Origin of the sequence: Pseudomonas sp. Root71 (genome assembly GCF_001429045.1) — a bacterium.
Classification (GTDB): domain Bacteria; phylum Pseudomonadota; class Gammaproteobacteria; order Pseudomonadales; family Pseudomonadaceae; genus Aquipseudomonas; species Aquipseudomonas monachiensis.
In genome coordinates this window covers 91,996-117,917 of the sequence record NZ_LMHY01000005.1, presented here as the reverse complement: position 1 = coordinate 117,917, position 25,922 = coordinate 91,996, and the positions used below count along the sequence as shown (strand labels likewise).

Here is a 25,922-nt window from a genome sequence, read left to right as displayed (position 1 = left end):
CTTTTTACCAGAGCTCTGGAGAAACACATGACAAGTTCTCACCACGTCGCGGTCATCACCAGCGATGAGCAAGCCCTGGTCGTCGCCAGCGACCTTGCCGAAGACTTTAAACGCGACAGCGCCACACGCGACCGTTTACGCCGCTTGCCACACCCGGAACTGGAAGTGTTTTCCCGCTCGGGCCTGTGGGGCATCAGCGTGCCAAAGGAATACGGCGGCGCCGGTGTTTCCAACATCACCCTGGCCAACGTCATCGCCTTGATCGCCCGGGCCGACGGCTCCCTGGGGCAGATTCCGCAGAACCATTTCTATGCCCTCGAAGTACTGCGGGTGAACGGCAGCCACGAGCAGAAGCAACGCCTGTACGCCGAAGTATTGGCCGGTCAGCGCTTCGGCAATGCGTTGGCTGAACTCGGCACCAAAACCGCACACGATCGGGTCACCAGCCTGACTCGCGATGGCAGCGGCTATCGCATCAATGGTCGCAAGTTCTACGCCACGGGCGCGATCTACGCCCAGCGCATTCCCACCTCGGTGGTGGATGAAAACGGTGTGCAGCAACTGGCGTTCGTGCCACGCGACAGCAAGGGCCTGAGTGTGATCGACGACTGGAGCGGCTTCGGCCAGCGCACCACCGGCAGCGGTTCGGTGGTGTTCGAAGATGTCTTTGTTGCTGCTGAAGATGTCATCCCCTTTCAAAGCGCTTTCGAGCGCCCGACCCCGGTCGGCCCGCTGGCGCAGATTCTCCATGCCGCCATCGACACCGGCATCGCCCGCGCCGCGTATGAAGATGCGCTGCACTTCGTGCGCACCAAAACCCGGCCGTGGATCGACGCCACCCACGAAAAAGCCACGGACGATCCATTGACCCTCAAGAGCTTCGGCCACCTGAGCATTCGCCTGCACGCCGCCGAGGCACTGCTGGAGCGTGCCGGTGAATACCTCGACAAGGCCCAGGCCGACACGAACGCCGAGACCGTCGCAGCGGCGTCGATTGCCGTCGCCGAAACCCGCGCCCTCAGCACCGAAATCTCCCTGGCCGCCGGCAGCACACTATTCGAACTGGCCGGCAGCCAGGCGACCCTGATCGAACACGGCCTCGACCGCCACTGGCGCAACGCCCGGGTACACACCCTGCACGACCCGGTACGCTGGAAGTACCACGCCGTGGGCAATTACTACCTCAACGATGAAAACCCGCCACTGCGGGGGACCATCTGAATGGCCAAGAAAAAGATCCTGCTCAATGCCTTCAACATGAACTGCATCGGGCACATCAACCATGGCTTGTGGACGCACCCGCGCGATACGTCCACCCGCTACAACACGATCGAATACTGGACCGAACTGGCGCAGCTGCTGGAGCGCGGGCTGTTCGACGGCCTGTTCATCGCCGACATCGTCGGGGTCTACGACGTCTACCGGAACTCGGTGGACGTGCCGTTGAAAGAGTCGATCCAGTTGCCGGTCAACGATCCGCTGCTGCTGGTCTCGGCCATGGCTGCAGTGACGAAAAACCTCGGCTTCGGCCTGACCGCCAACCTCACCTACGAAGCGCCGTATCTGTTCGCCCGCCGCCTGTCGACGCTGGATCACCTGAGCCGTGGGCGGGTCGGCTGGAACATCGTCACCGGCTATCTCGACAGCGCTGCCAAGGCCATGGGCCGTAGTGAACAGGTTGAGCATGACCGTCGTTATGACCAGGCCGACGAGTACCTGGAGGTGCTCTACAAACTCCTGGAAGGCAGTTGGGAAAATGGCGCGGTGCTCAACGATCCACGGCAACGGATCTACGCGCAGCCAGACAAAGTGCACAAGGTCGAGCACAAGGGCGAGTTCTATCAGGTCGAGGGTTATCACCTCTGTGAGCCCTCGCCACAGCGCACGCCGGTGCTGTTCCAGGCCGGCAGTTCGGATCGCGGTTTGCTGTTCGCCGGGCGACATGCCGAGTGCGTGTTCATCAGCGGCCAGACCAAGGCATCGACCAAGGCGCAGGTGGACAAGGTGCGCGCCGCGGCCGCCTCCGCCGGGCGCAATCCCGAAGACATCAAGGTGTTCATGGGCCTGAACGTGATCGTTGGCGCCACCGAAGAGCGGGCCTGGGCCAAGCACGCCGAATACCTGAGCTACGCCAGTGCCGAGGCCGGCGTGGCGCACTTTTCGGCGTCCACCGGGATCGATTTTTCCCAATATGAAATCGACGAGCCGATCCAGTACGTGAAGAGCAACGCGATCCAGTCCGCCACCAAACACCTGCAAAACAACGACTGGACCCGCCGCAAATTGCTGGAACAACACGCCCTTGGCGGGCGCTACATCACCGTGGTCGGCTCACCGCAGCAAGTGGCGGATGAACTGGAATCCTGGATCGCCGAAACCGGGCTGGATGGTTTCAACCTGACGCGGATTGTCACGCCGGAAAGCTATGAGGATTTCATCGAACTGGTGATCCCCGAGTTGCAACGGCGGGGCTCGTACAAGACGGCGTACGACAGCGGCACCTTGCGCGAAAAGCTGTTTCAGCGAGAGGCGCATTTGCCTGAGCAACATACCGGTTCGGCTTACCGCCGCTAAAAGCATCGCGAGCAAGCTCGCTCCCACAGTGGATCTCGGGTGTTCACAAAAACCCTGTGGGAGCGAGCTTGCTCGCGATGAGGCCCGAACAGACACCACAAACTTAATGCACTGACTGGATAACTCATCATGAAAAAGAACTACCTCTCCCACCCAGTCAAAGCACTGGCCCTGGCCCTCGGCCTGTTCAGCTCGGTAACCTTCGCCGCCGACGCCCCACTGAAAATCGGCACCACCGCCGCCTTCGCCATTCCCCTTGAAGCGGCGGTCGAAGAAGCCGGCAAACAAGGCCTGAAAGTCGAACTGGTGGAGTTCAGCGACTGGATCGCACCGAACGTCAGCCTGGCTTCAGGCGACATCGACGTGAACTACTTCCAGCACATCCCGTTCCTGGAGAACGCCAAGGCAGCATCAGGTTTCGACCTGGTGCCGTTCGCCCCCGGGATCATCAACAACGTCGGCCTCTACTCGAAGAAATACAAAAGCTTCGACGAACTGCCGCAAGGCGCCAGCGTGGCCATCGCCAACGATCCGATCAACAGCGGTCGTGGCTTGCAGCTGCTGGCCAAGGCCGGCCTGATCACCCTCAAGCCCGGCGTCGGCTACAAGGCCACCGAAGAAGACATCATCGCCAACCCGAAGCACATCAAGATCCTCCAGGTCGAAGCCGTGCAACTGGTGCGCGCCTATGACGACGCCGATCTGGTGCAGGGCTACCCGGCCTACATTCGCTTGTCGAAAACCTTCGACGCAGGCTCTGCGCTGCTGTTCGACGGCCTCGATCACAAGGAGTACGTGATTCAGTTCGTGATCCAGCCCAAGAGCAAAACCGACCCGCGCCTGATCAAGTTCGTCGACATCTACCAGCACTCACCCGCGGTGCGCGCCGCGCTGGATAAGGCCCACGGCAAGCTCTATCAAGCCGGTTGGGAAAGCTGAACATGACCGCCGCCATTCAACGGCGACTGGAGCTTCCAGAGCCTCAACGCGCTGAACAAACCGAGCTGCATCCCGAGCTCAATCGTGCTCATGTGCGCTTCATCAATCTGGGTAAAACCTACAATGGCCAGCAAGGCCCGGTGGCCGCGTTGCACGGCATCGACCTGGCGATCCAGCGCGGCGAAGTGTTCGGCATCATCGGTCGCAGCGGCGCCGGCAAGTCGTCGCTGATCCGCACCATCAATCGCCTGGAACAACCGAGCAGCGGTCGGGTGCTGATCGATCAAGTGGACATCGGCGAATTCGACGAAGACCGCCTGGTGGCGCTGCGTCGGCGCATCGGCATGATCTTCCAGCACTTCAATCTGATGTCGGCCAAGACCGTTTGGCAGAACGTCGAACTGCCGCTGAAAGTCGCCGGCGTGCCCAAGGAACAACGCGAGCAGAAGGTCCGTGAACTATTGGAGCTGGTGGGCTTGCAGGCCAAGCACAAGGCTTACCCGGCGCAGTTGTCCGGCGGGCAGAAACAGCGCGTGGGCATTGCCCGGGCGCTGGTACATGACCCGGAAATTCTGCTGTGCGACGAAGCCACCTCGGCGCTCGACCCGGAGACCACGCAGTCGATCCTCGGCCTGCTGCGCGAGATCAATCAGCGCCTGGGCCTGACCATTGTGCTGATCACCCACGAGATGGCGGTGATCCGTGAGATCTGTGATCGCGTGGTTGTCCTGGAGCATGGGTGCATCGTCGAGCAAGGCCCGGTGTGGGAAGTGTTCGGCAATCCGCAGCATGAGGTCAGCAAGACAATGCTGGCGCCGTTGCAACATGCATTGCCCAAAGAGCTGCAAAGCCGTTTGCAGGCGCAGCCAAAGTCCAGCGACGCAGCCGTGGTCCTGCGCTTGCAGTTCACCGGCAGCCAACGCGACGAACCGGACCTGGCGGCACTGTTCAGCGCCCTCGGAGGCCGTGTGCGATTGCTGCAAGGCGGCGTGGAACGGATTCAGGGCCATGCCCTCGGGCAACTGCTGCTGGCAGTGACCGGCTCGACTCTCGGTGCCGAGCAATTGCGTCAACGCGCCGGCCAATGGGCGCAACAAGTGGAGGTACTGGGCTATGTGGTTTGACCGCTTGCTGCAAGGTTTCATCGACACGTTCTTGATGGTCGGCGTGTCGTCATTGATCGCGCTGTTGGCGGGCATTCCGCTGGCGGTGATCCTGGTCACCAGTTCCAGGGGCGGCATCTACGAAGCCCCGGCACTGAACCGCGCACTGGGTGCATTCGTGAACCTGTTTCGCTCGATTCCGTTCCTGATTTTGATGGTGGCGCTGATTCCGTTCACCCGATTGATCGTAGGCACCACCTACGGCGTATGGGCGGCCGTGGTGCCGTTGACCATCGCCGCTACGCCATTCTTTGCGCGCATTGCCGAAGTCAGCCTGCGCGAGGTCGATCATGGGTTGATCGAAGCGGCGCAAGCCATGGGCTGTCGGCGTTGGCACATCGTTTGGCATGTGTTGTTGCCGGAGGCGCTGCCGGGGATTGTCGGCGGGTTCACCATCACCCTGGTGACGATGATCAATTCGTCGGCCATGGCCGGGGCGATTGGCGCGGGTGGGCTGGGGGACATTGCCTATCGGTATGGGTATCAGCGCTTTGATAGCCAGATCATGCTGACGGTGATTGTGTTGCTGGTGGCGGTGGTGGCGGTGATTCAATTGGGTGGGGATCGGTTGGCGCGGGGGTTGAATAAGCGGTAAGTGAAGATCCTAGCGATATTTCGCACAGGAAAATCAGCGATTCCGAAGGCCCGTTCCCTTTCTTTTGCAGGACGTTTCCTAGATCATTTCGCTCGCTTGCGCCTGCCATTTTCCGTGGCTAGTCTCGGTCCGTCACTGCTCATCAGTGATCGGGTTTAGTCGCCCGGATCTTACCAGGCGTACAGCGCCACCTCATGTCAGGTATTTTTTATTATCTGAAATTTATGGTGGCTGTGCGCAGGGCACCCTTGGGTGCGCCGGGTTTCCTGGTGACCGGTCGACTAACCTGCGTGCAGCCGCCACCCCTGTTCGTTTAGTCGCGATATCGGTTGGCTCCAATAGATACCAGGAGTTTTACCAATGAAGAAATCCGTTCCCGATCCACCTCCCGAAAACCCTACCACCGAAACCGTCACCGACGATTTGCTCAGGGATCGTTCCGCGCTTTACCGCGCCATCGATTTCCACCTCACCGGCAAGCAACCCACACCCCCCGATGAAATGCGCTTCTACAACGTCAGCAAGGACGTGAGTTTTGAAGACACCCAGCTCTATGTCGCCGATCTGCTGCGTTGTGCTTCGGTCACGGCGTATCAGTGTGGCGATCAACTCAAGGGTGCCGACCGGGCGATGGTGTACTCGATCTGGCATTTGCTGGAGATTGCCAAGGCGATGGTGGATCACTCCATTGAGTGTTTGGGGATGAAGCAGGGCTGAGCCAAGGCCAAAAGATCGCAGCCTTCGGCAGCTCCTACAGAGTTTGGCGTTCACACGTAGGAGCTGCCGCAGGCTGCGATCTTTCAAAGCGCGAAAGCGCTTATAGTCAACACATCTCCTTTTTCCTGCGCAGCCGACCATGAAGCAAACACCCGACGACCTCGAACAGATCACCTCCACGACCCTGGGCCACTACAACTCGACGGCCGAAAGTTTCCGAGAAGGCACGCGCGATCACGACGTCAGCCAGAACATCGATGCCCTGCTGCGGCACATTCAGGGCGAAGCGCCTTTCGACATTCTCGATTTTGGTTGTGGGCCGGGTCGGGATTTGCAGACGTTCACTCATATGGGCCACAAGGCGGTCGGCCTCGACGGTTCGGAAAAATTCGCGCAGATGGCCCGTGAGGACAGCGGGTGCGAGGTGTGGCAGCAGGACTTCCTGAAGCTTGATCTGCCGGCCGAGCGTTTCGACGGAATCTTTGCCAATGCGGTGCTGTTTCATGTTCCGCGTCAGGAATTACCGCGGGTGTTGAAGCAGTTGTGGGGAGCGTTGAAACCGGGTGGGGTGTTGTTCAGTTCCAATCCCCGTGGCGAAAATCAGGAAGGCTGGAACGGGACACGTTATGGGTCGTATCACGACCTTGCGGCCTGGCAGCAATTGTTGATCGAGGCGGGGTTTGTGGAGCTTGAGCATTACTACCGGCCAACGGGGCTGCCGCGGGAGCAGCAGCCTTGGTTGGCGAGTGTCTGGCGTAAGGCTGTGTAGTCAATTCGGACGCCATCGCGAGCAAGCTCGCTCCCACAATTGAACGCGGTCAACCTGTGGGAGCGAGCCTGCTCGCGATGAGCGCGAAGCGCTCGCCTTTACTGCGCCTCTTTCTTCGGCTCGCGAATTTTGTACCAGGCCACATACAGCGCCGGCAAAAACAGCAGCGTCAGCAAGGTGGCGATGACGATCCCGCCGATCATTGCGTAGGCCATCGGGCCCCAGAACACTTCCCGGGCAATCGGGATCATCCCCATGCTCGCCGCCGCAGCGGTCAGCAGGATCGGCCGACGTCGATGCTCGGTGGCCTGCACCACCGCATCCCACGGCGCGTAGCCCTTCTGCTCGTACTCTTCGATCTGGGTCACCAGGATCACCGAGTTACGGATGATGATACCGATCAGCGCCAGGATCCCGAGGATCGCCACGAAGCCCATCGGCGTACCGGTAGGCACCAGCGCGATCACCACGCCAATCAGCCCCAGCGGCGCGACACTGGCCACCAGGAACAGCTTCTGCACGCTGTGCAGCTGGATCATCAGGAAGGTCGCCATCATGAACAGCATCAGCGGCACCACCTTGGCAATCGGCCCCTGGGCCTTGCCGCTTTCCTCCACCGTACCACCGGTGGCGACCTTGTAGCCCGCCGGCAGTTTGGCTGCGAAAGCGTCGATGGATGGCTTGAGGATTTTCACCAGGTCCGTCGGCTGGATCTCGTCACGAATCGCCGCCTTGATGGTGATGGTCGGCAGGCGATCCCTACGCCATACCAACGGCTGCTCCAGTTCGTAGCGCACCGTGGCAAACGCCAGCAGCGGAATCGACGTGCCACTAGGCGTGACGATTTGCAGGTTCTGCAGGGTTTCCGGCGTTCCGCGCTCGGAATCCACCGCGCGCCCGACCACGTTGATCAGGTAAATGTCGTCATCGACCTGAGTCACCGTCTGGCCGCTGACAATGCCGTTCATCAGGTTGGCCACATCCTCGGAAGACAGCCCCAATTGCCGCGCCTTGTCCTGGGCGATGTCGATGCGCAGGACTTTGCCCGGCTCGTTCCAGTCGTAGATGATCTCGCCAACGTGCGGGTTCTTGTCCAGCTCAGTGGCCAGGTCGATGGCATGTCGGCGTACCTGGTCGATGTCCTTGCCGCTGACCCGGTACTGGATCGGACGCCCTACCGGCGGGCCCATTTCCAGTGCCTGGACATAACCACCGATGCCGACGAAGTCGTTGCGCAAGCGCTCGCGAAGCTTCTGCATCATGGCTTCACGGGTATGGCCTTTGCTGACGATCACCAACTGCGCGTAGAACGGGTTTTGCAGTTGCTGGTCCAGTGGCAGGTAGAAACGGATCGCGCCCTGACCGACGTAGGTGCTCCAGCGCACGATGTCCGGATCGTCCTTGAGCGTGGCTTCAAGGCGATCGACAGCCCGGCGGGTTTCGTCGAGCGAGGCGTTTTGCGGCAGGTTCAGATCAACCAGGATTTCCGGACGATCCGAAGACGGGAAGAACTGGTTCTGCACGTAACGCATGCTGAACAGCGCCAACACAAAACACAGCACCGTAATGCCGATGGCCCACCAGCGATTGCGCATGCACCACAGCAGCCCACCGTTGAACGCCTTGCCGATGCGCCCGGGTTCACCTTCATGGGGCTTCACGTTGGCACTGAGAATGTGCACGCCGATCACCGGCGCAAACAGCACCGCCACTACCCACGACACCAGCATCGCGCAGGCAATTACCGCAAACAGGGTGTAGGTGTACTCACCGGCGGAGCTGGCGTTCAAGCCGATCGGCACGAAGCCCGCCACTGTCACCAGCGTACCGGTGAGCATCGGGAACGCCGTGGAGGTGTAGGCAAAGGTCGCCGCCTGCTCCTTGGTCTCGCCCATCTCCAGGCGCGTGACCATCATTTCCACGGTGATCATCGCATCGTCCACCAGCAGGCCGAGGGCGATGATCAGTGCACCGAGGGAAATCCGCTGCATGGTGATGCCACTGTATTCCATGAACACAAACACCATCGCCAGCACCAACGGGATCGAGCACGCCACCACCAGCCCGGCGCGCACGCCGAGGCTGACGAAGCTGACCAGCAACACGATCACCACCGCCTCGAACAAGGCACTGGTAAAACCACCGACGGCCTCTTCCACCACCACGGCCTGGTCGGAGACGTTGTAAATGCCGACACCCACCGGCAGGTCGGCGGTCAACTGGTCCATCCGGGCGTGCAAGGCCTTGCCGAACGCCTGGACGTTGCCCCCCGTCTGCATGGCAATCGCCAGGCCGATGGCCTGTTTGCCGTTGTAGCGGAATTCCGGCGAGGCCGGATCGACATAGCCGCGACGAATTTCGGCAATGTCGGCCAGACGATAGTAACGGTCGTTGAGCTTGAGGTTGACCTCGGCCAGGTCTTTCTCCGAAGCGAACTTCCCTGAAGTGCGCACCGAAATCCGCTCCGGCCCGGCCTCGATGACACCCGCCGGGGTCACGGCGTTCTGGGTTTGCAGGCTCTGCACCACCTGACGCTCATCGATACCCAGCGCTGCGAGTTTGCGTGTGGAGAAGTTCAGGTACAGCACTTCATCCTGCTGGCCGACCATTTCGATTTTGCCCAACCCCGGCACGCCGCGAATTTCCATGCGTGCCTGTTCCACGTAGTCGCGCAACTGACGCAGGGTCAGGCCGTCGGCGGTGAAGGCGTAGATCGAGCCGAAGACGTCACCGAACTCGTCGTTGAACGACGGCCCTTGTATGCCTTGCGGGAACTGGTACTTGATGTCGTTGATCTTCTTGCGTACCTGATACCAGATCTCCGGAATGTCCTTGGCACTGGTGGTGTCGCGCAGGTACACATACACCGTGGACTCACCGGGGCGCGTGTAGCTTTTCACATAGTCGAGGGAGTCGAGTTCTTCGAGCTTCTTCTCGATCCGGTCAGTGATCTGCTTGAGGGTTTCCTCCTGGGTCGCCCCCGGCCATTTGCTCTGGATCACCATGGTCTTGATGGTGAACGAAGGGTCTTCTTCGCGCCCCAGGTTGAAGTACGAGAACACACCCATCAGCAATGCGACGAACATCAGATACCAGATGAACGACTGATGCTTGAGGGCCCATTCCGAGAGGTTGAAAGGCCCTTTCATTGACTGTCCTCGTCGATTTTCACTTGCTGCCCCGGTTTGAGGCTGTTCACACCGGCACTGACCACCCGCTCGCCGTTCTTCACGCCGCCAGCCAGCACCACGGTGCTGTCGGTACGGCTGATCACCTGGATGTCACGGGGAGAGACGGTTTTACTCTGTGCATCAATCACCCAGATACGTGGTTTGCCATCGACCTCCTGCAGTGCGGTGACCGGCAATTCGATACGCGGCTTGATCGCCGAGCTCAGGGTGACGCTGATGGCCGTACCCAGGCGAAAGCCCGGTGGCGTTTCGGCCAGGGTCAGGCGGGCGCGACGGGTGCGTGTGGCGCTTTGAGCCTTGGGTTCGATTTCGCGGATGATGGCGGTGGTGTTGATGCTCGGGTCCAGCTGCGCAGCGACCAGGAACACCACATCGCTGGGCAGTTGATCGACCAGGGTATCGGGCAGGTCGATCACCGCTTCCTTGATGTCCGGTTGCGCCAGGGTCACCACTTGCTGACCGGCCGACACCACTTGCCCGGCCTCGGCACTCCACTGGGTGACCACGGCTTTATGGTCGGCGCGCAGTTCGGTGTAGCCCAGTTGGTCCTTGCTCTGGTTGACGGCCGCCCGGGCCTGATCGAGTGAAGCCTGGGTGGTTTTCAGGTCGGTATTGGCCTCGTCGAGTTGCGCTTGCGCGCCAACCCCACGGTCAAACAAGGCTTGCTGGCGCTGGGCCGTGGCCTTGGCGTTGATCAGTTGCGCCTGGATTTTCGACAGATCGCCCTGGGCCGAGCGCAATTGGTTCTGCTGGTCGGAAGGATCGAGGGTGGCAAGCAGCGTACCCTTCTCCACCTCGGTGCCGACATCAACGTTACGGCTGGCGATTCGCCCACCCACACGGAAACCGGTATCGGTTTCATAGCGCGCCTGGATGCTGCCGGCGAAGCGGCCCAGGTCCTCTTCATTCAAGGTCTGGACCTTGATCGACAGCACCGGCCGTACCGGCGCCGGCGGCGGTTCGCTTTTGGAACAGGCGCTCAGCACCAGCCCGATGGACAACGCCCATAAAGGCTTCATGGCTTGGCTCCCCACGTCAGATCCTTGTAAGTGTTTTCGGCAATTTCGACTTCCATGTCCGGGTGCAAGAGTTGTCCGCCCGCGATGATGACTTTGTCGCCGTCCTTCAACCCGTCGCTGATGATGATCTTGCCAGTCAGGTAGCGGCTGACGGTGACCGAATGCAATTGGGCCTTGCCCTTGTCGTCGACAATCCAGACAGCAGGCTCACTGATGTTTTTGGTCAGTGCCGACCACGGCAACTCGATGACCGACTTGCCCGATCCCCTGGCCGTGGCACTCACCACCGAGCCCAACTGCATGCCGTCGGGCAGTTTGTCGAGACCGACCTTGACCTGCACGGTGCCGGATTGCGCCGACACCGAGGGGGTGACTTCGCGCACGGTGCCGGTGGTCTTGATCGCCGGGTTGTCGAGCAGGCTGAGGACGATGGTTTGATCTTTCGGCTTCTCGGCCAGCAGTGATTCATAGACGTTGAACACCGCATCCCGGTCGCCGTCACGGGCCAGGCTGAAGACCGGCATGGTTGCCTGCACCACCTGGCCAACCTCTGCCTGGCGCTCGGTAATGATCCCCGGCGCATCGGCGATCAGTGCCGTATAGCTCAGTTGATCCTTGGCATTGGCCAACTGCGCCTTGGCGGCGCTCAAGGCACTCTGACTACTGTGCAAGGCTGCCTGGGCCGAGTCGTATTCGCTCTGGCTGGTGTAACCCTTGGGCAGCAGTTTTTGCTGGCGCACGAACGCCGCCGCACTCTGGGTCACCCGCGCCTGTTCGGCGACGACTTGCGCCTGGGCCGAATCGACACTGGTCTGTAGATCCTTCGGGTCGAGCCGAGCCAGCACTTGTTTGGCTGTCACTCGATCACCGACGTCAACCGAGCGCTGGATGATCTTGCCCCCTACACGAAAAGACAGCTCCGTCTGTATCCGTGCCTGGATATCACCGGTGAGGGTAATCGAGGCCGCGTAATCCGCCGGCTTGACGACTTGCACGAACACCCGTGGCAGGTATTCCTGCACGGGCTTTTTTTCGTCGCAAGCCGTCAGCAGGGTGACGACACTCAAGGCCATTACTACTTTCAATCCGGGAACCACCATGCAAACTCCTTGGCCTTTTTCACGTACAACACGACAGAGAGCTTAGAACAGGATGGGAACCTTGCACGAGCGTCTTATGAAGAAAAAGTTCACACTTTTTTAGCCCTGAAACACTTGCCATAGACTCCTGTGCATGCCTGACAATGAGCCCCGGTCGATCCCGCCTCAGGAACCCACATGCTCAAGACTCTCGCCGTGGCCAATTACCGCTCGATCAACAAACTGGTGATCCCGCTGGGCCGCCTGAATCTGATCACCGGTCCCAACGGCAGCGGCAAATCCAACCTGTACCGCGCGCTGCGCCTGCTGGCGGAAACCGCCCACGGCGGCGTGGTCAATGCCCTGGCCCGTGAAGGAGGCCTGGATTCGACTTTTTGGGCCGGGCCGGAAAACATCTCCCGGCGCATGCGCACCGGCGAAGTCGCTATCGAGCCCACCGTGCGTCAGGGCGTCAAACGCCTTCGACTGGGGTTTGCGGGAGAGGACTTCGGCTACTCGATCAGCCTCGGCCTGCCCGATTCCAATGGCCATTTCATGCTCCCCGGGCGCAACTCGCCAATACCGTCTTATTTCAGCCTCGACCCGCAGATCAAACGCGAATGCCTGTGGGCCGGGGCGTTCTATCGCCCGGCCAGTCTGCTGGTCGATCGTGACGGCCCGATGATCCGCGCCCGCGCCGATCGCAAGTGGGATGTATTGGCGCAGCACACACCGACTTTCGACAGCCTGTTCGATCAGGTCGGCAGCCTGCGCGGCTCACCGGAAGTGCTGGAAATGCGCGAGTTCATCCGCCGCTGGCGCTTCTACGATCACTTTCGCAGCGATGCCGACGCCCCGGCACGACAACCTCAACTGGGCACCCGCACGCCGGTGCTGCACCACGACGGACGCGACCTGGCGGCGGCCTTGCAGACGATCATCGAAATCGGTGATCCCGAGGCTTTACGGACGGCGATCAGCGACGCCTTCCCCGGCGCCAGACTGAACATCGAACCACTGCCTGGCGGGCGCTTCGCCATCGAGTTCTTTCAGGAAGGTTTGTTGCGGCCGCTGTCGGCCGCCGAGCTGTCGGACGGAACATTGCGTTACCTGCTGCTGGTCGCGGCGCTGCTGACGCCACGACCGCCGACGTTGATGGTGCTGAACGAACCGGAAACCAGCCTGCACCCGGACCTGCTGCCGGCGCTGGCACGCTTGATTATCCGTGCTTCAGAGCAGTGTCAGGTGTGGGTGGTTTCCCACGCCAGGCGCTTGATTTCGGCATTGCAGGAAGACCCGGAGTGCAATTGCATCGTGCTGGAGAAGAATCTCGGGCAAACCGGGATTGTCGGGCAGCGGATGCTGGATGAGCCGGCGTGGTATTGGCCGGATTGAAGTCAAGTAAACCTCCAGAAGTAGGATTTACAGAGCTAAGTACTGCGAATACTGCTTATGGAACTACGCCGCGACGAACCGAAGTCGAACAATGGTGCTTTACCACCAAGCTTGTTCAGCACAGCATCGATTTCTGGTGTCATCCAGTCAAAAGGTCGTACATCAAACTGTCTAGGTGACGGTGCGGAAGGCACTGGAGTGAACTGTGATAAATCGGGTGCAGAAGGCCCATGATTTCGCTGTAACGAAATGCTCGAGGGCCTCGGGTTCCTGGATACCGCGATACCTTTCACACCTGATTGTTTTTCACCCAGTGCCTTCAACCCAGCGATGGCTTTTGGATCGCGCCCAACCCAGGCCGAACCCACCCTGCCCAGAACAGCACCGGTCGCCAGTGCTGCGGATACAAAAGCCAACGGTGTGATCAACGGAGATTCAGGGTCAATCGCAGCAATAATGGTGCTCGCCAAACCTGTCGCAGCCACTCCAACCCCCATGATTCCGGCGGTAACGGAGGCCGTTGCACCAGCGAATTGCTTAGGACTTGCTCGAAATGCGGCTCCATTCGCCAAAGCCTGGTTAGCAACTTTAAAAGGTACAGAGGGCTTCAGCGTGATGAGCGAACTGAACAGGCCTGCGCCGCTGGTGAATATCTTGAGCACATTGACGAACCGCCCAGTCGGATCACTGAAATTCACCGGATCGCCTAAACAATACGCATACGGATTCAACCCACCCCGCCCAAACGGACTCAGGCCATCCGGGCTGTTGAAGCGCATCAGCACCGGGTTGAACGCCCGATGCCCGTTGCCCAGCAGATAATGACCGGTGGCCGGATCGAGCGCTTCGCCGGTGAATCCGAGCAAACTGCCGGGACCACTTTCGAGCCGCCGATGACCGTAGGGCGCGTAGACCTGGCGCACAACTCCGTCAGGTCCGGCCAACTGCAATACCGAACGTTGCTGATCGGTGACCAGCAACTGGCTGTTGCGCTCGACGCCGTCAAACGATTGCACTGCCAGCAGTTGCCTGTCGTGTTGAAGCACACAGCGCCCACCCTGACCTTTCAGTTGCGTCACCAGATGTTCGCCGCAGTAGAAACGGGTCAGTTTTTCCAGCTCCGACGGCTCCAGTTCGACCAACCGGTCCAGGGCATCATAGCGGTAGCGATTGAGGGGGTGAGTCAATGCGCTCATGAGGGTCAACTCCCGGCGAGGGAAGCAGTTTGCACCCGTTTGAATACGCCGGCACCTAGCAGAACTGTTAGTGCAGGGAGAAAACTGACGCCCGGGTTTGCCCAGACAAGAGAGGACAGCTACTTTCCCTTACACCGTAGGAAGGATCTTTTTTTCGAAACGCTGCTCCAAGGACGAACCACTTTTGGCCAGACTCCCGGCCAAAACCTCACAAGGACGAGAACATGGCAGACGTACAACCGCCGCAACGGCTGGATCCGCAGGACATTGTGAAACTCTTGATGGCGTTGCGCAGGGCCTTGAAGACCAAGCCGGCTTGAAGGTTACAGCAGCCCCCGGAGTTGTTTTTTGTGGCGAGGGAGCTTGCTCCCGCTGGGTTGCGGAGCATAAAACCAGCACACATAAAAAACGCCGACGCTAAATCAGCCGTCGGCGTTTGAAACCTTAAAGGGGTTTGCTTCGCGAATCAGAACGCCGGCAATACCGCGCCGCTGTATTTCTTCTCGATGAATGCTTTTACTTCCGGGCTGGTCAGGGCCTTGGCCAGTTTCTGGATGGCGACGCTGTCCTTGTTGTCCGGACGGGCCACCAGGTAGTTCACGTAAGGCGAATCGGCACCTTCAATGATCAGCGCGTCTTTCGCCGGATTCAGGCCCGCTTCCAGTGCGTAGTTGGTGTTGATCATGTCCAGGTCGACCTGATCCAGCACACGCGGCAACATGGCCGATTCGAGCTCCTTGAACTTGAAGTTGTGCGGGTTCTTGGCAATGTCTTTCGGGGTCGACACGGCGTTTTTCGGGTCTTTCAACTCGATCAGGCCAGCCTTCTGCAGCAGGATCAGGGCACGGCCGCTGTTGCTGCCTTCGTTCGGGATGGCAATGGTCGCGCCGTCTTTCAGTTCAGCCAGGGTTTTGATTTTCTTCGAGTAGCCGCCGAAGGGTTCAACGTGAACACCGATCACGGTTTCCAGGTGAGTGCCTTTGCCTTCGTTGAAGCTCTTCAGGTACGGGAGGGTCTGGAAGTAGTTGGCGTCCAGACGCTTCTGGTCGACCTGCACGTTCGGCTGAACGTAGTCGGTGAAAACCTTGATTTCCAGGTCCACGCCTTCTTTGGCCAGGGTTGGCTTGATCAGCTCAAGGATCTCGGCGTGTGGCACCGGAGTCGCGGCAACCACCAGCTTCTCGCCAGCCTGGGCCAGACCCGTGGTCAGGGCAGCCGCCAGTGCGGTGAACAACAGAACCTTTTTCATGCAGTGTCCTTATCGAAAATCACAGTCGCTTGTGGCGACGGCTTGAATATGAGAGTGCCAGTGAAGTGCTATCGCTGGCGTGAAGCGGACAATACCGGGATTTTTTATTCCCGAACAATAACGTTTATTCAGCTTCATATTCCATTTTGTTCACGTAGGAGCTGCCGCAGGCTGCGATCTTTTGACTTTGATGGCATTGAGGCCGCCGGAAATCAAAAGATCGCAGCCTGCGGCAGCTCCTACAAAAGCCCGGTCGTAAGCAGCAATTGCTTCAGTGCCTGACGCTCCTCAGGCGTACCGTTGGAAAAGACATACTTTATTTGCTGCTCAATTTGCCCCAAAGAAACCAACGCCTCCGACAGGTTCAAATGCTCCGGCAAAATCTCGTCGCCCGTACTCACCAGCAGTGCAAAGTGAATAATGTTTTCCAGCTCCCGGGTATTACCCGGCCAACTGTGGCGTTCCAGCACCAGCTGCGCCGCTTCGCTGATCAGCGGCACTGGCAAGTCGAGACGCTGGCTGTAGATCCCGAGGAAGTATTCGGCCAGCGACAGGATGTCACCCGTGCGCTCGCGCAGCGCCGGCAGTTCGAGCTGGCCTTCGCTGAGGTAGTGATAGAGCCGTTCATGGAATTTTCCGGCGGCAACCGCCTGGGCCAGATCGATGCTGGTGGCCGCCACCAGTCGCACGTCCACCGGGCTCGGTTGCTGGGCACCGACGCGGGTGACTTCGTGGTTTTCCAGCGCGGCGAGCAATTTGATCTGGATCGGCAACGGCAAATCGCCGATTTCGTCCAGGTACAACGTGCCGCCGTTGGCCGAACCGAACCACCCGGCGCGGCTGCTCGCCGAGCCGCTGTAGCTGCCCGCCGCATAGCCAAACAACTCGGCGTCGGCGTAGGTCGGGCTGATGGCCCCGCAGTTGACCGAGACGAACAACCCGCCGCGATCACTGGCGCGGTGGATATGGCGGGCCAGCAACTCCTTGCCGGTGCCGGTTTCGCCACGGATAAGCACTGACACTGAACGCGTGGCCAGTTGTTCAAGGTCTTCACGTAATTGCCGTGACCGTGGATCGACAAACACCAGCGCCTTGGCACGGATGCTCAGGGGACTTTTTTCAGCATCGGGAAAGGTCAGCAGTGGCTGGCCGAAGGTTTCGAAGCTCATGGCAGACTCCCGCCCAAAACCGCCGGGAGACGGGGGCGTTAAATAAGGAAAGTGTTCAAGCGCGGCGCAGGGCGTGGTGTTCCATGCGGTTTTGCAGTCGATAGAGGTAGGCAAAACCCTGCTCCCAACGCTGGTGACCGGACTTCACGTTGATATGCCCCGCCCCCGCCAGAATCCCCGCCTCGGCGCCCCAGTTACGCGCCAGCTCCAAGGCCCGTGGTGCACTGACGGCGCTGTCGTTGTCGGAGCTGACAACCTGGCTGGGGAACGGCAGCAGATCCGTCGGGATCGGCGCGAAATTGCGCAAGGCCGGCGCGCAGGCCGGGCGTTCGACATCGGCCGGCGCGACGAGCAAGGCGCCGCGCACTTGACGCAAAAACTGCACGGGGGCACTCGCGGCCCAATGGGCGACGGTGATGCAGCCCAGGCTGTGGGCAATGAGAATCACCGGCGTGCTGTCGACGGCAATCGCCTCGGCCAGCGCCGCGACCCAGTCTTCACGGCGCGGCGTCAGCCAGTCGGCCTGTTCCACCCGTGCGCTGTTCGGCAGGCTGTTCTGCCAGTGGCTTTGCCAATGATCTTCTGGCGATCCTTGCCAGCCCGGCACAATCAGGTAGCGAATTGATTCGTTGCGCATGGGGGAGCTCTCCTGCTGCGTGTCTGTTCCCGGTCGAGTATAGGGAGAGGATTTATATTCGTTAAGGAATAAGAAGCTATTTGTTAAGATCTATATCGAATATAAACACCATCGACTGTGGGAGCGGGCTTGCTCGCGAAAGCGTCCGGTCAGGCAATATTTATGTCGACTGATACGCCGCATTCGCGAGCAAGCTCGCTCCCACAGGGGATTAGTGGTGCTGCTGAAATCGAGGAAAAAAAAGGGCCGCACCCTGCCAAGGAGACGGCCCCGGAAAACGAAAATCTGTTAACGCGCAGTAATCACCGACAACTTGGTAATCCCTGCCCGTTCAATCGACGCCATGGCCCGCGCCACCTCGCCGTAATTCACCCCATCGTCCGCCTGCAACTGCACGCGCACCTCGGGGTCCTTGGCCTTCGCCGACTTGAGGTTGAACTCCAGCAAGTCCGGTTGTATCTCGTCCTTGTTGATAAACAGTTTGCCGGCACCGTCGATGCTCACCACCAAGGGGTCTTTCTGCTCCACCGGCGCCACCGCTTCGGTCTTGGGCAGGTTGATCGGTATCGCGTTGGTCAGCAGCGGTGCGGTGACGATGAACACCACCAGCAACACCAGCATCACATCCACCAACGGTGTCACGTTGATCTCGCTGAGCACCTCGTCAGTGTCTTGCGTGGAGAAGGCCATGTCAGGACGCCTCCTTCACTTTCTGCGCATTGCCCTGGGCTACCGCCTTGTGCGCCGTCGGGTGGATCAGCACACGGAACGAACTCTTCTGCGCCAGGCTGTAGAAGTCGTGGGCGAAGTCATCCAGGTCCGCCGCCGTCAGTTTCAAACGACGCAAAAAATAGTTGTAAACCAACACCGCCGGCACCGCGACGGCGATCCCGACGCCGGTGGCGACCAGTGCCGCGCCAATCGGCCCGGCGACCGTTTCAAGACTTGCCGAGCCCGCCGCGCTGATGCCTTTCAACGCTTCCATGATTCCCCACACCGTGCCGAACAAACCAATGAACGGCGAGGTGCTGCCAATGCTCGCGACCACCGCCAACCCGGTTTCCAGCGACCGACGCTCACGCACGATCTGCTGACGCAAGGCACGCTCCAGACGATCCTGATGATTGATCGCCTGACTCAAGTCCGCCGCCTGCGGCGTCTCGCCCACCTGGATGGCCGCATAACCGGCCTGTGCAACCCGGGCTGCCGCCCCTGGCCTGGTTTCGCTCAGCTCCGCCGCCGAGTCGAGGCTCGAAGCCGCCCAGAACTGTTGATGAAACTTTCGATCCTGTGACTTGAGTCGAGCGAACTGCACGCCCTTGAGCAATGCCAGACCCCATGTCGCGACGGAAAAAACCACCAGCAGCCAGATCACCGCGCTTTCGATGGATTCAAGTGGAGATGCCAGTAACGTCATGGTGTATTCCTCGTGTAAACGTTTCGCGCGAATTTGGTTTCGGTTTAATGAATCTTAAAATCGATAGGCACGCTGACCCAGCCGTCCCGGGCGACATCACCTTGCTTGGCCGGCACGAAACTCCAGCGTTTCACCGCGTTCAGCGCCGCTTCGTCGAGTGCATCGCGACCGCTGCTTTTCTGCAGCTGGATCTCGCCGGGCTTGCCGCTGGCCAGCACATGCACGCGCAACAACACCGTGCCTTCCCAGCCTTTACGCTGGGCCAGCGACGGGTATTCCGGCGCCGGGTTTTTCAAGTAACCGGCGGTGGCCGAGGCCGGTGTCACAGGTGCGGGCGCTGGAGGTGCAGGTGGCGCCGGGGCCGCGACAGGCGCTACCGGTTGTGGCGGCACAGGTGGTTGTTCAACGGCTTTTGGCGCCGGTTTCACTAACGGTTTGGCCACCGGTTTGGGCTTGGGAACCGGCTTCGGTGGAGGTGGTTTCACCGCCAGTTCGTCTTCCACGGGAGGAGGCGGCTCCACCACAGGCTGGACAGGTTGCGGTGGCGGCGGCTCGACCACCGGTGGCGCCGGACGCGAGAACTCGATGGTCATCGGCGGAATCTCCGGTGGCACGATGGGCAGCACGGTGGTCGGTTGCTGATTGACCCAATAGATCACCGCGCCATGCACCAGCAACGCCAGCACGCCCAGCACGATCGCTTCTCGTCGGCGAAGGACGTCTTTGGGCGCACGCTGCAAACGCAACTGGCCCAAGGGCACCCGGTGCGGTCGGCCGAGGTCGACCAACTCACCACCGGGTGCCTGGCGCCACAGCACTTCATGGGCGCTGGCGGCGGTCTGGACATTGCCCATTGTTTAACTCCCTGCGGTCTCTTTGCGGACTACCGGAACGTCGTACTGAACATCCCCCGACGACGTCCCGGTAGAGCAATCATTGGCTTGAACGCTTAGTTCTGAAAGTAATGTTTAAACTTATGTTTAGACCTTAAGCGAATATATAAACCATCAATCCACCGCCAGAGCCCGCCGTTCAAGGGCTCCGGCGTAGCGTGGAAAAACCGATGCCTTGCCCGCATTGAAAGTATTCATCCAAGGCATGGTTTTTCGCCGTCAGAAGTCATATCGGCCGGTCACGCCCAGCGTCCGCGGGGTGCCGAGCAGGCCTTCATAACCGCCATTGGCGGCCGTCCACAGCGTCGTGTAATAGGTTTTGTCGAAGGCGTTTTTCAGCCACAGCGAAACGTCCCACTGCCCCTGGTTGAAGTCGCCGCGAAGGCCGGTGGACAGGTTGACCACCGCATAACTCGGGATCTGTCCGAAGTCCGAATCTTCCACCGTGCCCACCGCTTTGGAGCGGAACGCATAGCTGGCGGTGACGTACTCTTCGAAGCCGTTGCTCAGGTTCCATTTGTATTCGCCGTTGGCGTTGCCGATCCATTTCGAAGCACCCACCACTTGATGGCCGCTGAGGTCGCAGGACGCTGGAGCGCCCGGCGCCAGGCTGACTTCCGGCGGGCACGGCGCATCCTTGTAGGAGAGGTAGCTGACGTCGTTGTACGAGCCGTTGATGTTCAGCGTCAGGCCACGCAGCGGGATCAGGGTGCTTTCGAACTCCACGCCACGGGAGCGCACGGAACCGGCGTTGGTCAGGTATTGCACGCGATTGACGTCGTCGTAGGCGTTGGTCTGGTAGCCATTGACCTGGGTCCAGAACAGGTTGGCGTTGAGTTGCAGGCGACGGTCCCACAGGGTGCTCTTGAAACCGAGCTCGGCGTTGTTGGCGCGCTCGGTACCGATCAGCAGCGAGTCGGCACCGGCAACCGGTGCCGTGCCCACCGCCAGATTGACCCCGCCGGACTTTTCGCCATGGGACAAGGTGGCGTAAGTGAGCAGGTCGTCGGTGAGGCGGTAACTGAGGTTCAACAAACCCGAGGGGCTGGAGCTGTACTGATTCAGATCGCCGGAATCGTATGCGCCGGCACGACCGCGTCTGGCCGCGGCCGCCGCACCGGTTACCGCAACGCCACCGACCGGTGCATCGCGCGTGACATTGGCGTTTTTCTCTTCATAGGTGCCACGCAGCCCGGCGGTGAAGTCCAGGCGTTCGCTCAGGTGCCAGGTGCCCTGGGCGAACAGCGCAAAGCTGTTGGTTTCGATATGCCCGTTGCCAACACTGTCGATGTTGTTCAGCGCACCGTTGGGTGTGCCGCTCCAGATGTCCGCTTGCGGGCCGTAATAGGTGAAGGATTTGTTGTCCAGGTCGGAACCGAAGTAGTAGGCGCCGAGCACGTAATCGAAGAATCCACCGGTAGGCGACGCCAGGCGGAACTCCTGTGAGTACTGCTTATCCTCCACCGAAACACCAGCGTTGTAGAAGGCGGTAACGTTCAGGCCGTCATCGTTGCGCGGGGTGAAATTCCACCAGCGATAGGAGCTGATAGAGGTCAGGGTGAAGTCGCTTGGCAATGTCCAGTTGGCCTCGACCGAGGTACCGCCCTGATGCACAGTGACGTGTTGTTCGTTGTTCAGGTTGACCTTGCGGTGCGTGCCGTCAACCAGTGTCGCGCCCGCCGCGTTGGCCCGGGTCTGATACAGGTTGGTGCCATTGATGGTCGGGCCGGTGCTGTACAGCACACGTGTGCCGGCGCTGGAATCTTCCTCGTTGTAGTCGCCGATCCAGCGCAGGTTGAATGACTCGTTGGGCTTGAACAGCAACTGCCCACGGAAGCCTTCGCGGGAGCCACCATTTAAATCGTGGCCGTCGAATTCGTTCTTGATGTCGCCATCGCTGCGGGTGCGATACGCGGAAAAACGTCCGGCCAGTTCGTCATTCAACGGGCCGGAAATCGTACCTTTGGTCTGGAAGTATCCGTCCTCGCCCACCGAAGATTCGATGCTGCGTTCAGGGGTGAAGGTCGGCGCGCGGGTGCTGATGTTGATCACCCCGGCGGTGGTGTTCTTGCCGAACAAGGTGCCCTGCGGACCGCGAAGCACTTCGAGCTGCTCGATGTCCATCAGGTCGAATACGGCCATACCGGGACGGCCCAGGTAAACGTTGTCGATGTACAGGCCGACACTGCCTTCCAGGCCATCGCTGGCCGGGTTATTGCCCAGGCCTCGGATCGACACGCTGGACTGGCGCGCATGCATGTAGGCGACGTTGACGCTAGGCACCAGCTGCTGCAGATCCTGGATGCGATAGACCCGTTGGGTTTCCAGGGTCTGGCCGCTGACCACGCTCATGGGCGTTGGTACATCCTGCGAGCTTTCTTCGCGGCGGCGAGTGGTGACCGTCACGGTTTCCAGTTGCGCGCTGTCGGCCGTGGCGGTTTTAACGGGGGTGGTTTCCGGGGTAGCGCTTTCGGCCGCATAGCCCTGGGTCCAACTGGCGCTGCCGGCCAGCAATAGCGCGAGGGGCAGGCGTTTGAGCCGTTGGGGTGAAGAGGTTGAAGCGACGTGCAACGGACTCATAAGGCAGGGTTCCCGATCAAAGTAAATTCTTTGTTGCTTGCCAGGCCGCCATCGCGAGCAAGCTCGCTCCCACAGGGGATCTCCAGTGTTCACACGGTCAGTGTGGGAGCGAGCCCGCTGGCGATAGCGTCAGCTCAGACGCCGTCGATATCCGGCCCTTTCACCGTCTGGCTGACCTGCCCGTTCACACCCACCGCCACCTCGCCCTTGAGCGTCACCCGGCGCACGATGCGGTCCTGGGTCCCGTAGTCATCCACTGCGTAATGCTGGGTGGAGCGGTTGTCCCAGATCGCCACATCACCGGCCTTCCAGCGCCAGCGCACGATGTTTTCCTGGCGGATCACATGGCTTTGCAGCAAGCCGAACAGGTGCGCCGAATCGGCCTGGGAATAGCCCTTGATGCGCTTGACGAAATGCCCCAGCAACAGGCTCTTCTCACCGCTGATCGGGTGTACGCGGACCACCGGGTGTTCGGTCTCGTAGACGGTCGAGGTGAAGATCTTGCGATAGCGCTCCAGCTTCTCGGCCGAGACATCGGGCCGGCTGCCGGCGTAGTCGTATTCATTGCTGTGCACGGCGACCAGCTTGTCGGCCAGTTCACGCAGTTCCACCGACAACCCGTCATAGGCAGTGGCGGTGTTGGCCCACAGGGTGTCGCCGCCGAAAGCCGGGGCCACCACCGAGCGCAGGATCGAAGCTTTGGGGTAGGCCTCGACAAAGGTCACGTCGGTGTGCCACGAGCTGGCTCGCTGGCCTTCGGCACCGTCCAGTTCCAGCAGAAAACGCGTGCCTTCGCGCACCGGTACGGTGGGGTGCGCCACCGGCTCGCCGAGCAGGTGGGCGAACGCCTCCTGGCGTTGATCGTCGAGCTGGGTCTGCTCGCGGAAGAAGATCACTTTGTATTGCAGCAGTGCCTGTTGAATGGCTTCAACAGTGGCGGCATCCAGCTCGCCCGAAAGCTGTACACCACGGATTTCGGCACCGATGCGACCGGCCACCGGATGGATTTCAAGCGCGTGAACAGCAGGTTGTACTGCGAAAGCGGCATTGCTCATGGGTAAACCCTCATCGGACTGCTTGCGGTTGAACCGGCCGCGAAACACTGCTCTATCTATATTCTGTTTAGATCTAATAGATATCTACATGCTTCGTTGACGGAATAAGAGGTTGCATTTAAAACCTCAGTCAACCCTCGTCGCAAATGCCTTCGAACTATTTTTAGGATGCCGGAAAAGCATATGGATCTTCGCCAGTTGCGTTACTTCATCGCCCTCGACGAACACCGCAGTTTCGTGCGCGCGGCCGAGGCCATGGGCATTACCCAGCCTGCCTTCAGCCGCAGCATCCAGGGGCTCGAACATGAGTTCGGCTGTGTTCTGGTGGACCGTGGCAACAAGGATTTGCGCCCCACCCCCGAAGGCCTGGTGGTGCTGCAACATGCCCGCAGCCTGGTGCAGGGAGCGGCCCTCTTGAACGCTGAAGTGACGCAGATGACCAAGCTCGATGCCGGTGAACTGCGCTTCGGTTGTGGCCCGGCACCGGCGGTGAAACTGGTGCCGGATGCGGTGGCGCAATTCATCAACGCGCATCCGAAAGTGCGCACCTGCTTTGAGGTGGATAACTGGGAAAAACTCAGCCGTGCGCTGAGCCGTGAGGAGATCGAATTCTTCATCGCCGACATCCGCCATTTCGAGTCCGACCCGAATTTCCAGACCCAGGCCCTGACGCCCAAGCGCGGTGTGTTTTTCTGCCGACCGGGGCATCCACTGCTGGCCAAGGAAAGCCTGTCGACCAATGACATGTTCGATTACCCGCTGGCGACCACGATGATCCCGCCAGGCATTCGAAAACTGCTGGCGAACCTCAGTGGGCGGGTGGATTTTTCACCGAGCATCGAGACCGAACATTTCCCGGCGCTGGTGAAAGTGGTGCTGCAATCGAATGCGATTGGCGTGGGGACTGAAGAAGCGTTTGTTGAAGACATCGCCCAGGGTTCACTGGTGCTGCTGCACTGGCGCAACCTGCCGCAGAACATCGAGAGCATGAATGCACGGTGCGGGATCGTCAGTCGCACCGGATTCCGTTTGTCGCCGGCGGCGCGGGCGATGATCGAGACGTTGGTGGCGGTGGACAGGCAGCAGACGGCCGTTGCTGTTTGAAGATCAAGAGATCGCAGCCTTCGGCAGCTCCTACACTGATCAATGTAGGAGCTGCCGAAGGCTGCGATCTTTTGAGATTTAAAGCCTGGCCGCAGCCAACTCCGGCGCCACCCAATCACTCACCTTGAATGGCTTGCGAATCAGCTTCTGCTGCGAAGCCAGATCCACGGCATCCTGCAATTTGCCAAGGAACACCGGATCGAGCGTCGACGGGAACACCTCGCTCAGTTTCTGATCCTTCAAATCCTGAGAAAGAATTACCGGTGGATAACTCGCCAGCCCGGACACCAGTTGAATGTAGGCGTCCTTGTTGCTGTCCTGGGTCAGCCACTCTACGGCCTGCTGTTGGGCCTTGAGCAGTTTCGCCACCGCCTCCGGATGCGCCTCGACAAACTTTCCGGTCCCTATCAATACCGCCTGCACACTGCCGGCACCGCCCAGATCCTTGGTATTGAGCGGCAACTCGGCCAGCCCCTTGGCTTGCAGCGCCGTCAGCCCGGAACCGCCCCACGAGGCATCGATCTGCTTCGCCGCCAGCGCCGCGACTGCCGCGTTGAAGTCGAGGTTGATGACTTTCACGTCCTTCTCGCTCAACCCCTGGCTGGCCAGCGCTGCATCGAAGGACAACTGGCTGGCGGTGCCACGGAAGATGGCCACCCGTTTGCCCTTGAGGTCGTGCAGGGTCTTGATCCCCGACCCCGGCACCACGCCCAGGTAATGCTTCACCCCGCGCGCCGAGGCACTGAGCAGTCGCGTATCCAGGCCATTGGACTTGCCGATGATGGCCGCCAGATCGCCGAGGTAGGCCAGGTCCACCTGACCGTTGGCGAACGCTTCGTTGATCACCGGGCCTGCGCCCTTGAAGAAGCTCCACTGAATCTTGATGCCTTGATCGGCGAAAGCCTTTTCGAAGATCTGTTGATCACGCAGCACATCCACGACCCCGCCACCACTGTGCTGGGTCCCGGCACTCAGGTCCGGCACGGCGATGCGGATTTCCTTGAGCTCATCGGCGTTGGCCGTAAAAGCCAGCAGCCCCGCCAGGGCCGGTGCGGCGAACAGACTGATGACACGTTTGAAGGGAAGGTTCATGGGTGCGGCTCCTTGGGGCAACGGGCGTTGAGGAGCCGAAAGTAGGCCGAAGTGGAACCAACACTTAAATACTATAAATTCACATTTTT

22 protein-coding genes are annotated in these 25,922 nt (G+C 60.2%); 9 read left to right on the top strand and 13 right to left on the bottom strand.

The features are described 5' to 3' along the window. Nucleotides 1-27 precede the first annotated feature (27 nt). The 7 genes from ASD95_RS06755 (at nt 28) to ASD95_RS06725 (ending at nt 6,757) form a co-directional block, all read left to right on the top strand. Nucleotides 28-1,221, top strand: coding sequence for an SfnB family sulfur acquisition oxidoreductase (locus ASD95_RS06755; protein ID WP_056726937.1), 1,194 nt, complete (start codon nt 28-30; stop codon nt 1,219-1,221). Beyond that, the gene (locus tag ASD95_RS06750) at nt 1,222-2,574 is read left to right on the top strand and encodes an LLM class flavin-dependent oxidoreductase (protein ID WP_056726938.1); all 1,353 of its coding nucleotides are present in this window, start codon (nt 1,222-1,224) and stop codon (nt 2,572-2,574) included. 129 nt (nt 2,575-2,703) lie between these two features. Then, the gene (locus ASD95_RS06745; protein ID WP_056726939.1) at nt 2,704-3,513 is read left to right on the top strand and encodes a MetQ/NlpA family ABC transporter substrate-binding protein; all 810 of its coding nucleotides are present in this window, start codon (nt 2,704-2,706) and stop codon (nt 3,511-3,513) included. Nucleotides 3,514-3,515: 2 nt separating this feature from the next. Further along, complete coding sequence (locus ASD95_RS06740) at nt 3,516-4,637, top strand: methionine ABC transporter ATP-binding protein (protein WP_056726940.1); 1,122 nt, start codon at nt 3,516-3,518, stop codon at nt 4,635-4,637. Then, on the top strand, nt 4,627-5,271 hold the full coding sequence (locus ASD95_RS06735) for a methionine ABC transporter permease (RefSeq protein ID WP_056726941.1): 645 nt from the start codon (nt 4,627-4,629) through the stop codon (nt 5,269-5,271). The genes ASD95_RS06740 and ASD95_RS06735 overlap by 11 nt, the downstream gene beginning before the upstream one ends. 360 nt (nt 5,272-5,631) lie before the next feature. Continuing rightward, complete coding sequence (locus ASD95_RS06730; RefSeq protein ID WP_056726942.1) at nt 5,632-5,988, top strand: DUF6124 family protein; 357 nt, start codon at nt 5,632-5,634, stop codon at nt 5,986-5,988. Between the two features lie 139 nt (nt 5,989-6,127). Continuing rightward, nucleotides 6,128-6,757, top strand: coding sequence for a class I SAM-dependent methyltransferase (locus ASD95_RS06725; RefSeq protein ID WP_056726943.1), 630 nt, complete (start codon nt 6,128-6,130; stop codon nt 6,755-6,757). A gap of 98 nt (nt 6,758-6,855) precedes the next feature. On the opposite strand, the gene ASD95_RS06720 is transcribed toward ASD95_RS06725, so the two are convergent. From ASD95_RS06720 to ASD95_RS06710, 3 genes are read right to left on the bottom strand one after another with little or no spacing between them, the layout of a single operon-like run. Then, nucleotides 6,856-9,906 (bottom strand): efflux RND transporter permease subunit, encoded by a 3,051-nt coding sequence (locus tag ASD95_RS06720; RefSeq protein ID WP_056726944.1) that lies wholly within the window; start codon nt 9,904-9,906, stop codon nt 6,856-6,858. Continuing rightward, the gene (locus tag ASD95_RS06715) at nt 9,903-10,967 is read right to left on the bottom strand and encodes an efflux RND transporter periplasmic adaptor subunit (RefSeq protein ID WP_056726945.1); all 1,065 of its coding nucleotides are present in this window, start codon (nt 10,965-10,967) and stop codon (nt 9,903-9,905) included. The genes ASD95_RS06720 and ASD95_RS06715 overlap by 4 nt, the downstream gene beginning before the upstream one ends. After that, the gene (locus ASD95_RS06710) at nt 10,964-12,067 is read right to left on the bottom strand and encodes an efflux RND transporter periplasmic adaptor subunit (RefSeq protein WP_056726946.1); all 1,104 of its coding nucleotides are present in this window, start codon (nt 12,065-12,067) and stop codon (nt 10,964-10,966) included. The genes ASD95_RS06715 and ASD95_RS06710 overlap by 4 nt, the downstream gene beginning before the upstream one ends. Before the next feature lie 177 nt (nt 12,068-12,244). On the opposite strand from ASD95_RS06710, the gene ASD95_RS06705 reads away from it, so the two are divergent. Then, nucleotides 12,245-13,441 carry an AAA family ATPase gene (locus tag ASD95_RS06705; RefSeq protein WP_056726947.1) on the top strand — a complete coding sequence of 399 codons (1,197 nt, stop codon included), beginning with the start codon at nt 12,245-12,247 and terminating at the stop codon, nt 13,439-13,441. Between the two features lie 35 nt (nt 13,442-13,476). Here the strand turns inward: ASD95_RS06705 and ASD95_RS06700 are convergent, their stop codons facing one another. The 9 genes from ASD95_RS06700 to ASD95_RS06660 form a co-directional block, all read right to left on the bottom strand. Further along, nucleotides 13,477-14,637: an RHS repeat-associated core domain-containing protein gene (locus tag ASD95_RS06700; RefSeq protein WP_056726948.1), complete on the bottom strand. Its 1,161-nt coding sequence runs from the start codon at nt 14,635-14,637 to the stop codon at nt 13,477-13,479. A gap of 466 nt (nt 14,638-15,103) precedes the next feature. After that, entirely contained in the window at nt 15,104-15,886 is a 783-nt protein-coding gene (locus ASD95_RS06695; RefSeq protein ID WP_056726949.1) for a MetQ/NlpA family ABC transporter substrate-binding protein, read from the bottom strand. Between the two features lie 239 nt (nt 15,887-16,125). Beyond that, nucleotides 16,126-17,055: a sigma 54-interacting transcriptional regulator gene (locus tag ASD95_RS06690; protein WP_056726950.1), complete on the bottom strand. Its 930-nt coding sequence runs from the start codon at nt 17,053-17,055 to the stop codon at nt 16,126-16,128. A 55-nt stretch (nt 17,056-17,110) separates the two neighbouring features. Next, on the bottom strand, nt 17,111-17,692 hold the full coding sequence (locus tag ASD95_RS06685; protein ID WP_056726951.1) for an alpha/beta hydrolase: 582 nt from the start codon (nt 17,690-17,692) through the stop codon (nt 17,111-17,113). A gap of 288 nt (nt 17,693-17,980) precedes the next feature. Beyond that, entirely contained in the window at nt 17,981-18,382 is a 402-nt protein-coding gene (locus tag ASD95_RS06680) for an ExbD/TolR family protein (protein WP_007972930.1), read from the bottom strand. 1 nt (nt 18,383) lies between these two features. Next, on the bottom strand, nt 18,384-19,109 hold the full coding sequence (locus ASD95_RS06675; RefSeq protein WP_056726952.1) for a MotA/TolQ/ExbB proton channel family protein: 726 nt from the start codon (nt 19,107-19,109) through the stop codon (nt 18,384-18,386). 44 nt (nt 19,110-19,153) lie between these two features. Further along, nucleotides 19,154-19,963 (bottom strand): energy transducer TonB, encoded by an 810-nt coding sequence (locus ASD95_RS06670; RefSeq protein ID WP_056726953.1) that lies wholly within the window; start codon nt 19,961-19,963, stop codon nt 19,154-19,156. 258 nt (nt 19,964-20,221) lie between these two features. After that, complete coding sequence (locus ASD95_RS06665; protein ID WP_056726954.1) at nt 20,222-22,582, bottom strand: TonB-dependent receptor; 2,361 nt, start codon at nt 22,580-22,582, stop codon at nt 20,222-20,224. A 134-nt stretch (nt 22,583-22,716) separates the two neighbouring features. Beyond that, the gene (locus ASD95_RS06660) at nt 22,717-23,637 is read right to left on the bottom strand and encodes a TauD/TfdA dioxygenase family protein (protein ID WP_056726955.1); all 921 of its coding nucleotides are present in this window, start codon (nt 23,635-23,637) and stop codon (nt 22,717-22,719) included. A gap of 183 nt (nt 23,638-23,820) precedes the next feature. On the opposite strand from ASD95_RS06660, the gene ASD95_RS06655 reads away from it, so the two are divergent. Continuing rightward, a complete protein-coding gene (locus ASD95_RS06655) occupies nt 23,821-24,741 on the top strand; it encodes a LysR family transcriptional regulator (protein ID WP_056726956.1) in 921 nt (306 codons plus the stop codon). 78 nt (nt 24,742-24,819) lie between these two features. On the opposite strand, the gene ASD95_RS06650 is transcribed toward ASD95_RS06655, so the two are convergent. After that, on the bottom strand, nt 24,820-25,833 hold the full coding sequence (locus tag ASD95_RS06650) for an ABC transporter substrate-binding protein (protein ID WP_056726957.1): 1,014 nt from the start codon (nt 25,831-25,833) through the stop codon (nt 24,820-24,822). Between the last annotated feature and the right edge of the window lie 89 nt (nt 25,834-25,922).